General features: G+C 41.7%; 19 protein-coding genes. 15 read left to right on the forward strand and 4 right to left on the reverse strand.

Features of this window, described 5'->3' with window-relative positions; genetic code table 11:
• The first annotated feature begins 104 nt into the window (after positions 1-104).
• The 6 genes from R7E38_RS16510 to R7E38_RS16535 all read left to right on the forward strand — a co-directional run bounded on the left by R7E38_RS16510 (position 105) and on the right by R7E38_RS16535 (position 4625).
• A complete protein-coding gene (locus tag R7E38_RS16510) occupies positions 105-650 on the forward strand; it encodes a hypothetical protein (RefSeq protein ID WP_318081878.1) in 546 nt (181 codons plus the stop codon).
• A 133-nt stretch (positions 651-783) separates the two neighbouring features.
• Positions 784-1257: an HAD family hydrolase gene (locus R7E38_RS16515; RefSeq protein WP_318081879.1), complete on the forward strand. Its 474-nt coding sequence runs from the start codon at positions 784-786 to the stop codon at positions 1255-1257.
• Between the two features lie 159 nt (positions 1258-1416).
• Positions 1417-1731 (forward strand): hypothetical protein, encoded by a 315-nt coding sequence (locus R7E38_RS16520; protein ID WP_238952354.1) that lies wholly within the window; start codon positions 1417-1419, stop codon positions 1729-1731.
• A gap of 158 nt (positions 1732-1889) precedes the next feature.
• On the forward strand, positions 1890-2942 hold the full coding sequence (locus tag R7E38_RS16525) for a DUF2971 domain-containing protein (protein WP_318081880.1): 1053 nt from the start codon (positions 1890-1892) through the stop codon (positions 2940-2942).
• Between the two features lie 747 nt (positions 2943-3689).
• Positions 3690-4088, forward strand: coding sequence for a DUF6232 family protein (locus tag R7E38_RS16530; RefSeq protein WP_025519062.1), 399 nt, complete (start codon positions 3690-3692; stop codon positions 4086-4088).
• A gap of 135 nt (positions 4089-4223) precedes the next feature.
• Positions 4224-4625, forward strand: coding sequence for a DUF2007 domain-containing protein (locus R7E38_RS16535; RefSeq protein ID WP_318081881.1), 402 nt, complete (start codon positions 4224-4226; stop codon positions 4623-4625).
• Positions 4626-4886: 261 nt separating this feature from the next.
• Here the strand turns inward: R7E38_RS16535 and R7E38_RS16540 are convergent, their stop codons facing one another.
• Positions 4887-5150 (reverse strand): hypothetical protein, encoded by a 264-nt coding sequence (locus R7E38_RS16540; protein WP_140299821.1) that lies wholly within the window; start codon positions 5148-5150, stop codon positions 4887-4889.
• A 252-nt stretch (positions 5151-5402) separates the two neighbouring features.
• On the opposite strand from R7E38_RS16540, the gene R7E38_RS16545 reads away from it, so the two are divergent.
• From R7E38_RS16545 to R7E38_RS16565, 5 genes are all read left to right on the forward strand, one after another.
• On the forward strand, positions 5403-5831 hold the full coding sequence (locus tag R7E38_RS16545; RefSeq protein ID WP_115386062.1) for a GNAT family N-acetyltransferase: 429 nt from the start codon (positions 5403-5405) through the stop codon (positions 5829-5831).
• A gap of 131 nt (positions 5832-5962) precedes the next feature.
• A complete protein-coding gene (locus tag R7E38_RS16550) occupies positions 5963-6367 on the forward strand; it encodes a GNAT family N-acetyltransferase (protein WP_262640763.1) in 405 nt (134 codons plus the stop codon).
• A gap of 116 nt (positions 6368-6483) precedes the next feature.
• Complete coding sequence (locus R7E38_RS16555; protein ID WP_005377029.1) at positions 6484-6717, forward strand: hypothetical protein; 234 nt, start codon at positions 6484-6486, stop codon at positions 6715-6717.
• 240 nt (positions 6718-6957) lie between these two features.
• The gene (locus R7E38_RS16560; protein ID WP_005448240.1) at positions 6958-7215 is read left to right on the forward strand and encodes a type II toxin-antitoxin system Phd/YefM family antitoxin; all 258 of its coding nucleotides are present in this window, start codon (positions 6958-6960) and stop codon (positions 7213-7215) included.
• Positions 7203-7505 carry a type II toxin-antitoxin system RelE/ParE family toxin gene (locus tag R7E38_RS16565; protein ID WP_025548916.1) on the forward strand — a complete coding sequence of 101 codons (303 nt, stop codon included), beginning with the start codon at positions 7203-7205 and terminating at the stop codon, positions 7503-7505. Before R7E38_RS16560 ends, R7E38_RS16565 begins: the two co-directional genes overlap by 13 nt.
• A 227-nt stretch (positions 7506-7732) precedes the next feature.
• Here R7E38_RS16565 and R7E38_RS16570 read toward each other — a convergent pair whose 3' ends face one another.
• On the reverse strand, positions 7733-8035 hold the full coding sequence (locus tag R7E38_RS16570; RefSeq protein ID WP_318081889.1) for a hypothetical protein: 303 nt from the start codon (positions 8033-8035) through the stop codon (positions 7733-7735).
• Between the two features lie 251 nt (positions 8036-8286).
• Here R7E38_RS16570 and R7E38_RS16575 point away from each other — a divergent pair, with 251 nt between their 5' ends.
• The 3 genes from R7E38_RS16575 (at position 8287) to R7E38_RS16585 (ending at position 10137) form a co-directional block, all read left to right on the forward strand.
• Complete coding sequence (locus R7E38_RS16575; protein WP_199481169.1) at positions 8287-8763, forward strand: GNAT family N-acetyltransferase; 477 nt, start codon at positions 8287-8289, stop codon at positions 8761-8763.
• Between the two features lie 148 nt (positions 8764-8911).
• A complete protein-coding gene (locus R7E38_RS16580) occupies positions 8912-9469 on the forward strand; it encodes a hypothetical protein (RefSeq protein ID WP_031841528.1) in 558 nt (185 codons plus the stop codon).
• A 137-nt stretch (positions 9470-9606) separates the two neighbouring features.
• The gene (locus tag R7E38_RS16585; RefSeq protein ID WP_069687258.1) at positions 9607-10137 is read left to right on the forward strand and encodes a hypothetical protein; all 531 of its coding nucleotides are present in this window, start codon (positions 9607-9609) and stop codon (positions 10135-10137) included.
• 114 nt (positions 10138-10251) lie between these two features.
• Here the strand turns inward: R7E38_RS16585 and R7E38_RS16595 are convergent, their stop codons facing one another.
• Positions 10252-10569: a CcdB family protein gene (locus R7E38_RS16595; RefSeq protein ID WP_095482530.1), complete on the reverse strand. Its 318-nt coding sequence runs from the start codon at positions 10567-10569 to the stop codon at positions 10252-10254.
• A complete protein-coding gene (locus R7E38_RS16600) occupies positions 10569-10814 on the reverse strand; it encodes a type II toxin-antitoxin system CcdA family antitoxin (protein ID WP_038140558.1) in 246 nt (81 codons plus the stop codon). Before R7E38_RS16600 ends, R7E38_RS16595 begins: the two co-directional genes overlap by 1 nt.
• A gap of 815 nt (positions 10815-11629) precedes the next feature.
• On the opposite strand from R7E38_RS16600, the gene R7E38_RS16610 reads away from it, so the two are divergent.
• A complete protein-coding gene (locus tag R7E38_RS16610) occupies positions 11630-12544 on the forward strand; it encodes a hypothetical protein (protein ID WP_318081899.1) in 915 nt (304 codons plus the stop codon).
• The last annotated feature ends 207 nt before the right edge of the window (positions 12545-12751 follow it).

Below are 12751 nucleotides of genomic sequence, written 5' to 3' on the forward strand. Positions count from 1 at the left end.
CTATGCGTTGATTTTAGTGATTTAGGTGGTTTGCGGCGGCTTTTGTATTGCGTTGCTCACCCCTTAGCAGGGCGTTAAATTTCATTAAAGCTTTGAGGTAAAACTTGAAAACAAAAATATTCAAAACTAAAGAGCAACTTAAACGGTGGGCTAAGAAAACTACGGGTGTTGTACTTGCCTCGATTGCTCTTGTAAATTCAGTTCAAAGTATAGAATTTCAATTTCCCACGCCTAAAGTACTATCTCAAGTAATGGAGCAAGCTCCTTCCCATTTCCCCGAGGGACAATATGAGGTTAGTTATAGTAATTCAGATGAGCTTGATCCTAATGATTTAGACTATTCAAAGATGGCAATGGTTATGGCTTTAGAAGCTCAGCTTGCAAATCGTCCTTTACGCATTGGTGGTTTAAGACCGTTGCTTGAGCACTTGGCAGATTATACGTATTGCTGCACTATCAATAGAACTAATCCTGCTTACGTTACTGCTTCATTATGGGTGCTGGAACCAAGCGATCCTGTGGAACTAGATTCGCTAGAAAGCATTTTTAAAAAATACTCAACGTTTTATGCTTTCAATGACGGCAGTGGGAACGTAACTCTAAATAACGGCCGTATGGGCAACGGCACAAGCCACATATCTGAAATTTAACAAGTTGTTCAAGAGTGATTCGGCACGCGTGGCATTTTTACTATGCGTTAGTTTTAGTGGTTAAAGTGGTATGCGGAGGCTTTGGTATTGCGTGCCTCACACCTTAACAAGGCGTTATGTGCAAGGAGGCAAAATGAGCAAAGTGTACTTATTCGATTGGGGCGACACGCTAATGATCGATTTCCCAGATCAAACAGGGAAAATGTGTGATTGGGAAAATGTCCAAGCTGTATACGCTGCTCTGCAAACCCTAGAGGCACTATCGAAACAACATCAAATCTATGTCGCTACTAATGCCGCTGACTCAACAGAAAGTGATATCAAATTAGCTTTCGACCGAGTAGGTTTATCTCCTTTTATCTCAGGTTACTTTTGTAAAGCTAATCTTGGTATCGGCAAAGGTGCTCCGGAATTCTTCCATCGAATTATCGACACCTTAAATGTTGATTCTAAATCAGTGGTTATGGTTGGTGACTCATACGACAAAGATATTGAGCCAGCAGTCACAGCTGGCATCCAAGCTATCTGGTTTAATCCTATGGGTAAGGTTGTTCAGGGAAGTCACGAAGTAAAAGAAATCAGGCGTTTGTCGGAACTTTGCACATAACAAAGCGTTTAAGGCAGATTCGCAACGCGTGGCATTTTTGGTTTTAATTGACTTTAGTGTATACGGCACAATAGTTTAAGTTAGGTGGTAACGTTGCTCACTACTTAACGCGGCGTTATGAGCTAAAGGGTAATTAGGAGAATAGTTCTGTTGATCAGTGTGGCTGTTTTTTGTGTCATTGTGGGTTTCTACTTTTGGTATGGAGAAAGTGATACGTCGGTAAAGGAAGCTGGTATTGCAATGCTTGCCTATATTGCGTATACGATTTTGTATTTGTTTGTTCCGCCTTTCCCTTTGGGCACGTCATCACAAATGGGGCAATTATACGGTTTTGTGCCACTGTTATCTTTTGGGGCCATTTTATTTCCTCATTTCAATACACAATCACCGGAAACAATAACACGAACAATCGGTTGGTTTGGCCTTATCACAGTTGCGCTTATCCTCGTTTGTTTCAAACTTTTTGTCTGGTAAGTGGGCAACGTAAGTACGCTCATAACAAACTGTTTAAGAGGGATTCGCAACGCGTGGTATTTTTACTATGCGTTGCGTTTAGTGTTTAAGGTGTTATGCGGGAGCTTTGGTATTGCGTTGCTCACCCCTTAACAGGGCGTTATACAACAAGGGTAATAATGATGCTCGTAAAGTATTATGGTTTAGTATTTGATAGTGATGACCAAAGTTGGTCGCCTAGAGCCGATTTTATATCAAATGGGTTATTTCGTATTACGCAACCAAAGTATCTCAATGATAAAGGTAGTGAATCTAGGTTATGGCCATATTTTAACGAATTTTCACCAGCGGATTATGCATGGGCGAGAAAAGAGCATTATAAATTGCAAGCTGTCCCATCTTATGTTCCTTCTAATGAGGAACTGGAGAATTTCTTTTTAAAGCCATGTGGTATTAGGTACGGGGAACAAATCCCTCATATGCTGCGCCAAGAAGGCTTTCAATCAATGGAAGAGTACGACAAAGAACAACTGGTTATAGCAGCTGAAAGAATCAACTCATTCATAGTGGAAGCATTAAGTTGTCAGTTAGGTGTGCTGTCTCTTGCGAAGTCTGATACAAATGAGCTCATGTGGACGCACTATGCTAGTGAAGGTAAGGGGCTAGCTGTTACTTTTGACGAGGAACATCCATTTTTTAGCCAATTCCCACCAAAAGAAGTCTGCTATACAGCGGATAAGCGAGCCTCGCTTACATATTATAAAGGGTCTATTCGAATAAATGGTGCGCCAATAAAAAACTTTCAGGTTAGCAGTTTCCAGAACTCGTTTGGTGTGCTGCAATCACTCTTGAATAACGGGATTGATGTCGCTGAATTTTCAGAGCGATTGCTATACTCAAAAGCTGAACAATGGTCTCCAGAGGACGAAGTTAGAATTGTGTGCCCTTTGATTCTAAGCGATAAGAAAATTGGGCCACAAATACAGCCGGACTTCGGTGTTCAGCTTCCTGATGAACTTTCAAATCTTTTCCCTACCTATGCAGAGATTAACCTAAAACAAATTCCTTTTGATGCGTTCGAATCCATTGTTTTTGGTTATAGCATGAGTGAAGCAGATAAATTGAAAATAATTGAATTAGTTGGTAAAAACGAAAATTTGTCTCACTTAAAGCTTCGAGTAGCTAAACACAATATTTTCGGTAAGTTAGAGGCAGTCGACTTAGTTGTATAACAAAGCATTTAAGAGTGATTCCCAACGCATGGCATTTTTCATTCCATCGTTGGTTTTTGTGTTTACGGTGGTATGGTTGGGTTTCGTGGTAGCGTTGCTCACACCTTAATGCGGCGTTAGTTTGCAAGAGGAAAAACGCAGCTATATCGCAAGATCTAGTGGTAAAAGCTCAAGGTTGAAATTGTCGTATCGGCGTTCAATTTCAGTGTTAATTAGCGTGGTGAAAATCCAAAATTGGTATCGTTTCACCGGCTGATTTGTTCTTTGGTGGTGTGACTTTTGGGCTAATTGAGTCGTACTTTTTTGTTGAAACTCTGCTCGTTGAGTTTGTTGGTTCAAAAGCCGATTTACTCGCTGAAATGACGTTTTCTCTGGTGTGGTAAGTTCACGTGGTTTCAGTGGCTTTGTTGAAAGCCCGCATTGTGAGATTGGTTTTCCAAAAGCGTTTTTTGGTGTTGTGAGTTCGTTTTCTGCGGCGTTGTTTGTTCCAAGTGGTTTCATTGACTAGCCGCTTTGAGATTACGCCTGACTTAGGTGCAACAAAGCACATAAAGTTTGTTGTTCGCAAAGTTTAAAACAACGTAAAATCAACCCGTTGGGTCTGCAAACTAACAAGCTGCTCAAGAGGGATTCACAACGCGTGGCATTTTTACTATGCGTTGATTTTAGTGATTAAGGTGGTATGCAGCGGCTTCGGTATTGCGTTGCTCACCCCTTAGCAGGGCGTTATACGAATAGAGGGAAATTATGTACAAAAATACTGATTTTAACTTGGATTCAAAAGAGTTCAGGTTTAAGAAAGACTCATATCCTTTGTCTAAGATAAACAATGTTAGGGTTAAAAAGTTAAGTTTTCTTGATAATTTAGGTCAAGTTTTATTCTGGGTGTGTGTTTTTTCAGGGGCTGTTTGGTTAGTTATTCCAAGGTTGGAAGAGGTGCCACAATGGCTACTAGTTTTAGTTCTTAGTCTGACGGTTGTAGGTTTGGTTTTTGCTCTTTTTCGTTGTTCTAAATATGCACTTCAAGTCGAGTTTCGCCACATAGATGAAACGGGCGTTCAATGGGTTAATGTAGCTAAGTCATACTCAAAGTCAGATTGTGAGTTATTTGAACAGCAAGTGTTGGCACTGAAGAAATTCGTATAACAAATTGTTCAAGAGTGATTCGGCACGCGTGGCATTTTTACTATGCGTTAGCTTTAGTGGTTAAGGTGTTGTGCGGAACCTTCGGTATTGCGTGCCTCACACCTTAACAAGGCGTTATACCACAAGGAGCAATATGTGATTGTAGTAGCAAGGTTTTCTTTTCCTCATGAAGCTCATATTGCGAAAGCGAGTCTAGATAATGCTGGGATAGAAAGTTACATCGCTGACGAGCACACGGTGAATACTCAGTGGCTTTATTCAAACGCTATGGGCGGTGTTCGCCTGATGGTCTCCGAGCGTGATGCAGAGGAAGCGAAACAAATACTTAGTAGTGACTTCTCAGAATCATTGGAAAATGAAGTTGCCGTTGATGAAGCAAAAGATGTTTGCCCTAACTGTGGTAGCACGGAGCTATACGCATTTACAAAAGGTAAGCGTCCAGCTTTCTTAGTATTCATTTTACTGGGTTTTCCACTGTTCTTTTACAAGCATGGTTACAAGTGTAAGCAGTGTGGGGAGTTCAGTGAAAAGCTTTGAGTAGTGGTATAACAAAGCGTTCAAGAGGGATTCTCAACGCTTGGCAGTTTTGGTTCAAAGTTTAGCTTTTGTGTTTATGGCACAATAGTTTGAGTTAGGTGGCATTGCGTTGTTCACCCCTTAACGCGGCGTTAGTCGCCAGAAAAAGCTAGTAATCAAAATCATGTTTCTAAGCTCAAAACTTGGCTACTGGTTGTTTGATTCATAGTTCCATCTTCGACGGTCAAAGCTCAGTTTGATCGGTTCTAGATCAATGCATTGCTATTTACCAAGCGGTTGTTTCGTTCTTTGGTGGTGATAGAGCGGGGCGATCGAGAGTCTGTTTTTGGTTGCTACTTCGCTCGGTGAGTTTGTTGGTACAAAAGCCGATTTACTCGCTGAAAGGACGTTTTCTCTGGTGTGGTAAGTTCCACGTGGTTTCAGTGACTTTGTTGAAAGTCCGCACTGTGAGATTAGCTTTCCAAAGGCGCTATTTGGTGTTGTCCGTCCGTTTTCTGCGGCGCTGTTTTTTCTAAGTGGTTTCATTGAGTAGCCGCTTTGAGACTACGCCTGACTTAAATGCATCAAAGCACATAAAGTTTGTTGTTCGCAAAGTTTAGTTCGGCTTAAAATTGTCGCTCGGTGCCTCGCGACTAACAAACTGCTCAAGAGGGATTCGCAACGCGTGGCATTTTTACTGTGCGTTGATTTTAGTGATTAAGGTGGTATGCGGCGGCTTTGGTATTGCGTTGCTCACCCCTTAGCAGGGCGTTATACGCTTTGAGGAAATAATCGAATATGAACAAATTAGTATTCAGAGTTTGTGACGATAGCAGTCCTTACTGGACTGATCTGGAAAGGTTATTTCAAAGTGAGTGGGCTGACTTTTCGTTTGCAGATACCTACAAGCCTGAATCTGAACTTCCTCCGGTTATTCTCGCTTTGAGAAACAATGAGGTTATTGGTGGTTTGGCTTATTCTCGATTCCGAGAGCCACATGGCAATTCAGAAGTAGTGTGGTTAAATGCTGTTTATGTTTCACCTGACTGGCGTGGTCAAGGCATTGCGAGTGAATTGATAAACCGAGGTGTTAGCCAAGTATCAGCAACAACTCAAAGTAATCTGTATGCTTATACTCATATTGTACCGTTGTATGAGTCTTTGGGCTGGTCAGAAGTTGACATTGAAAGTGAAGTAAATCATAAGGTTATGAAAGTATCGCTCTAGTGTTAGCACGCGTATAACAAAGCATTTAAGAGTGATTCGCAACGCTTGGCATTTTCGCTTCGCTCAAGTATAGCCAAGCGCTGCTCACACCTTAATGCGGCGTTAGGCATCAGTCATATCTCGGAGGTCTTGTGATAGAAGTAAATCAAGTTAGTAACTTAAATGAAATACAAAATAGTACAATTCGTTCTCGCGCAGAAAGAGCCCAAAGTAGGCGAACTCTTGAGTTCATAGCAAAATGTGATGGCCTTGAGTCTGCGTTTTTATCATTTGAGGATTGGAGTGATGAATCACTTGGTTTCATTTATGAAATATATGTACTTCCTGAGTTTCGAAATCAAAACTTAGGTGGTGCACTTCTTCAAAAGGCTGAAGAAGTCGCGATTAATCTTGGGTGCGCAAGGTTACAGCTTGATGTGCATCCCTTTGATCGAACTCTTGATAAGAGTGCCCTTTTTTCTTGGTACTCGGACAAAGGTTACGTTAGGACTAGTAAAAACTCAGAGCGTATGGAAAAAGCACTAAGTAGAAAATAATGCCTAATAAAGCGTTCAAGAGCGATTCCGCAACGCGTGCCAGTTTCGCTTCGCTCACAGTATGGCACGCATTACGTCACGCCTTAACGCGGCGTTAGTATTCAGGAGGAAAATTAGTGCTTCATCAGATAGACAAATATCAGTGTTCTGCTTGCAACATTAAATCCAAACATATCACCGTATTGATTAGGAACCCTAGTCCTTTTGCTGGTGTAAAACATCAAAAGCGTAAAGAGTTTATTGCAGGGTTAATCAAAGGTTGGGCAGTTGGCCCATTTTTAGCTTCTATGGATGAGTTTTCTCGACATACGATCTGTGAAAACTGTGGTATCAAGACGATAGAGAACTGATAAGTAAGACTTCTTTCTAAGTTCGGTGTAACAGGTTGGGTCTGAATACTAACAAACTGTTCAAGAGTGATTCGCAACGCGTGGCATTTCCATCATGCGTTGGTGTAAGTGATTAAGGTGGTATGCGGCGGTATCGGTATTGCGTTGCTCACACCTTAACAGGGCGTTAGCCGTCATGGAGCTTGCTATACTCAAAGTGATAGAATAGTATCACTTTAGTATTCCTTTGGAGCAGCTCTCATGAAAGTAGAACTAGTTACATCACTCAAACGTCAAGCAACTAAGATCCTCGCCGATCTCCACGACACCAAAGAGCCAGTGTTAATTACTGAGCATGGTAAGCCATCCGCTTATCTCGTTGATGTTGATGACTACGAGTTTATGCAAAACCGTTTAGCTATTCTTGAGGGTATTGCACGAGGTGAGCGTGCACTAGCTGACGGTAAAGTGGTAAGCCATGATGAAGCCAAGGACAAAATGTCAAAATGGCTGAAATAATCTGGACTGAACCAGCGTTATCTGACCTCAACGATATCGCTGAATACATCGCACTTGAAAATATCGTAGCTGCAAAGCAGTTAGTGCAAACGATCTTCTCCAAAGTCGAACGCCTACAAACTTTCCCAGAGTCAGGTCGTATTCCACCCGAGCTAGAACATTTAAGTTATCGTGAAGTTGTCGTTAATCCATGTCGTGTTTTCTATAAACAAGACGGTGACAAAGTGTTTATTCTGTTTGTTATGCGTGCAGAGAGAGATTTGCGTAAGTTCCTGTTGAGTAAACAGTAACCTTTGGGAATGAGCGGCCAACAAACTGTTTAAGAGTGATTCGCAACGCGTGGCATTTTTACTATGCGTTGGTTTTAGTGTTTAAGGTGGTATGCAGCGGCTTCAGCATTGCGTCGCTCACACCTTAACAGGGCGTTAGTCGCCAGAAAAAGCTAGCAATCAAAATCATGTTTCTGAGCTTAAAATTTAGCAGCAGTTTGTTTGGAACACAGATTCATCGTCGATCCTTAGAACTTAGTTTTAGCTGTTTTGAGTCCAAAATTTTGCAAGTGTTCTAGCGATTGTTTTGTTCTTTGGTGCTGACAGAGCAGGGCAGTCGAGAGTTTGTTTTTGGTTGCAACTCCGCTCGGTGAGTTTGTTGGTACAAAAGCCGATTTACTCGCTGAAGTTACTTTTTCTCTGGTGTTGTAAATTCCACGTGGTTTCAGTGACTTTGTTGAAAGTCCGCACTGTGAGATTGGTTTTCCAAAAGCGCTTTTTGGTGTTGTTAGTCCATTTTCTGCGGCGTTGTTTGTTCCAAGTGGTTTCATTGACTAGCCGCTTTGAGACTGCGCCTGACTTAAATGCATCGAGGCACATTAAGTTTGTTGTCCGCAAAGTTTAGTTCGGCTTAAAATTGTCGCTCGGTGCCTCGCGACTAACAAACTGCTCAAGAGGGATTCGCAACGCGTGGCATTTTCACTATGCGTTGAATTTAGTGATTAAGGTGGTTTGCGGCGGCTTCGGTATTGCGTTGCTCACCCCTTAGCAGGGCGTTAGGTGCTTGAAGGAAAAGGTAAGTATGGAAATTGCTTTTCAGCAGATAAACATTGATGATTTCGAATTGTGCGTTGCTGCGAGAAAAGATGCATACTTTTGTAGTTTTGGGCATTACGATGGTTTCGACGACTTCATCAGTGGTTATCGTGAACGCGTCTTAGACCGGTTAGCAACATCAGGATGGTTCTATATCCATATATTTGTGGATGGTCAGTTTGCAGGGCAGTTAGAGTTTCGTAGCTTTTCACCCGAGCAGGAGACTGGTTATGTGCATCTCATTTACTTAAAGCCGAATTTTCGTGGTTCAGGACTCGCTCCAAAAGTGCAGGATTATATTGTAAGCACTTTGAGTAAAGCGGGTTGTTTGCGTGCTGTACTTTCAGTAAGCCGAACTAACCATCGAGCTCTCAAATTCTATAAGCGCCATGGTTGGAAGTTCGTGCGCAAGAATCCCAAGCACGATGAAACAGACTTTTACCAACTTTGGCTACGCACCTAACAAACTGTTCAAGAGGGATTCGCAACGCGTGGCATTTTCACTATGCGTTGGTTTAAGTGATTAAGGTGGTATGCGGTGGCTTGGGTATTGCGTTGCTCACCCCTTAACAGGGCGTTATGCCCTTAATAATTTGGAGTCTAATTTAGGAATGTTTAGCAAAATTTATAAAAATTATCAGATGATTAGCCCTTTGCCGGTATTTTGGTGGTTGGCTGTTGGTTTGATTGCTCAGAAACTTTACCCTCTGACAAAGTTGAATTCTGACAATGTTTCAGTAACAACTTTACAGTTTGGTTTGGTATTGGCTTTCATTTTGACTATGTTAGCAATGTTCCTTTCGTTTCTATGGGAGGATAAGTCCAATGATAGCAAGTTTTTAAACTTCATCTATTCAAGCTCCAGGCAGTTTGCTGACCTTGCAATGGGTGTCGCTGGGTTTTCTTCTGCCTATTTCTTGTTGGACTCAGTTTACTGGCTTCCAGCCATATTGATAATTTCATCCCTTGTACTTTCGACGTGCTTAAATCACATATACTTGGTTGTTTTTAACAAGAGCGATGTTGGTACATATGGCTGGATAAGCTCGGTTGATAAGAGCAAGGGAAAAGTTTGTAACCCAGTCATTGTCAAAGTGTTTGCGGGACTGTTCGCATTAGGTGCCATGACAACAATTATCTTTTTTGTACTTGGCTGGTTAAAGGCATAACAAAGCATTTAAGAGTGATTCCCAACGCTTGGCATTTTTCATTCCATCGTTGGGTTTCGTGTTTAAGGTGGTATGGCTAAGTTTTGTGGTAGCCTTGCTCACACCTTAATGCGGCGTTATACGTTTTTGGAGGTTTCATGGCATTACTAGCAGAAGAGCTTGTGGAAGAGTGGCTCAATCGTCAGGGGTATTTCACAATTAGAGGCATTAAAATAGGCGTTGATGAAGTAGACTTACTCGCGATTAGGTTTGATGAAAAAGGTTTCCCTGAATGTCGTCATATTGAAGTTCAAGCTTCGATGAGACCAGTAAGCTATATATCCCGAATTCCCAAAAACTTATTGAAACCTGGTCAAGCATCAACAAGTGCAGCAGAACGCGATGAGCCTGTTTTAAGAGCTGGGGTTCAAGAATGGGTAGAAAAGAAATTCAGGAAGCCTAAGAAAACTGCCGTACTCGAAAAGTTGTTCCCAAATGAATGGTCATCTGAGCTAGTGCATAATATTGTGAAGTCCGAAGCTGAGCTTAGTTTAATTGCGGAACAAGGTATAAAACTAATCAGCTTATCCACGGTAATTAAGCAGCTCAATAGCGAGCAGTTTAAGGTTAAAAGTGCTTCAGGAGCAGATTTTGCCGACCTTATACACTTAGCCGCACAAAACGTATAACAAATTGTTCAAGAGGGATTCGCAACGCGTGGCATTTTTACTATGCGTTGGTTTTAGTGTTTAAGGCGGTATGCGGCGGCATCGGCATTGCGTTGCTCACCCCTTAACAAGGCGTTATATACCAGTAATCAAAAAGTCGATAGCAGCAATAATTTCGTTTCTAAACGTGCTTAGCTCATTGACTGGGGTCGTAAGGATTTTAGTTGGTACACTAGCCATTTGTTGAGTAAGAATCACAAAGTCACCTTCATCAATATGGATCGTAGGGCACAGGTGGCTAGGGGCTTTTTTCTCTAACAGCTCGATAGGAGTTAAGGGAATCACCAAGCGAGTATTCAGTGAATCTAGCAACTCGCTTTGGACATCGACAAAATATGGGTAAGCGCTTGCGGTGCTCTTATCGTTGTTTTTATAAAGCGTAAATTGTGCCATTAGAATACTCGGTATGAATCGGAAAATAGTCCGTGTTTTGCAGTTAAGTCGTTACAAGCTTCAATAGCTTCGGCATTTTGTTCTAGCCATTCGGCTTTCAATTGTTGTTTTACTTCCTTTTCCAAAGCCTTTTCCATTGTTGCTGATAGGTTGATGTTTAGGCGCTTAGCTTCGGCAAGTAACTCACTGTTTAGGCTAAGGTTTGTAGCCTTTTTAGGTGCATGTGTGCTATATGTGTTTCTCATAAAGTAATCCTATGCGTATTGATGGTGCGCATTGAGTATAGGTGAAAGCTAGGCATATAACAAATTGTTCAAGAGTGATTCGGCACGCGTGGCATTTTTACTATGCGTTGATTTTAGTGGTTAAGGTGGTATGCGGCGGCATCGGTATTGCGTGCCTCACACCTTAACAAGGCGTTAGTCGCCAGAAAAAGCTAGCAGTCAAAATCATGTTTCTAAGCTTAAAATTTGGCTGCTTGTTGTTCGGTTTACAGACTCCTCGTCGTTGGTCCAAACTCATTTTCAGCTGTTTTAAGTCCAAGTTTTGCAATTGTCCTAGCGTTTTTTGTTCTTTGGTGCTGACAGAGCAGGGCAATCGAGAGTCTGTTTTTGGTTGCAACTCCGCTCGGTGAATTTGTTGGTACAAAAGCCGATTAACTCGCTGAAATGACGTTTTCTCTGGTGTTGTAAGTTCCACGTGGTTTCAGTAACTTTGTTGAAAGTCCGCACTGTGAGATTGGCTTTCCAAAAGCGCTTTTTGGTGTTGTCAGTCCGTTTTCTGCGGCGTTGTTTGTTCCAAGTGGTTTCATTGACTAGCCGCTTTGAGACTACGCCTGACTTAAGTGCATCAAAGCACATAAGGTTTGTTGTTCGCAAAGTTTAGTTCGGCTTAAAATTGTCGCTCGGTGCCTCGCGACTAACAAACTGCTCAAGAGGGATTCGCAACGCGTGGCATTTTTACTGTGCGTTGAATTTGGTGATTGAGGTGGTTTGCGGCGGCTTCGGTATTGCGTTGCTCACCCCTTAGCAGGGCGTTAGCTTTTAAAAGGAAAATTGGAGTGAATAAAGAGTTAAAAAACGGGATTATTCTTGCCATTGTATCTGCATCATTTGGTGCAGGCGGCTTCTACGGGAGTCAGTATTATCAACAAGAAACAAAAAAAACCGAATATCGTCTGAAGCTTACAGAAAAGCTTTATGAGAAAAACTATAGTGCTACAGAAGATTTAAAGAAAAGTGTAGATGAGTTTGTTTTTCTGTTCGGTAATGGTTTTGCGCTGACAAGCTACGAGATTAAGCCAAAATTAGAGAGCTTCGAAAAGGCTCTAGACGTATATGAGAAACATCTTTCGGAACTAAAAAGACTTGGTTCTTCTTCTCAAATTGAGGTTGCAAAAAGCTATTTGGATTGGGTGTATTCGATTCGGTTTGCTTTCAATTTGCAATACAAATTGGCTACTTCAGTAGAAGATAGAGTCGCGGAGCTGCTGTTGAATCAGGATAAAGGTGAAGAGTTCATTAAATTTATTGACGACGCTTTGAACGATGAAATAGAGCGCTTAGTAAGAGCTGAGAATTCTCTGTATTATGGCGAGGGACATCATAAACGCAATGTATTGCTTAACTTTGAGCAGTACTTGAACTATCAGTTTCGGTATGAGTTGGGTCTTGAAGCAACATTGGATATGAAGGAGTCGATTGATAGCCTTCCAACGGCAATTGATAGAAGTAATAGCTTCGTTTTTAAGGAAAAAGCTCTTCCATTTGCATTTGCTGCAGGAAGGCAGGTTTTTGCAGAAACGCTAACGTTAAATGAAGCTGGTGATTCAATGGAACTAAAAGATAAACAGCTTCGTCCCATGACGAAACTAAAGTTCATTTCGGCGGTTTTAGAGCATAATGAGGCCTTACGCGAAGAACTAGAATCTAGATCTTCAAAAGTGACAATTGTAAAGCCTGATAAACAAAGCTAACAATCTGTTTAAGAGTGATTCGCAACGCTTGGCATTTTTGCTATGCGTTGCGTTTTGTGTTTTAGGTGGTATGCGGAAGCTTCGGTATTGCGTTGCTCACACCTTAACAGGGCGTTAGGTAAAACAATTTAACTTAAGAGAATACTATGGGAAACACTTCATTTCTTACTGCAGGGGCATCTTCTTCACCTCAATCGGTCAGTGAAT

Origin of the sequence: Vibrio sp. Vb2131, assembly GCF_033338535.1 — a bacterium.
Lineage (GTDB): Bacteria > Pseudomonadota > Gammaproteobacteria > Enterobacterales > Vibrionaceae > Vibrio > Vibrio alginolyticus.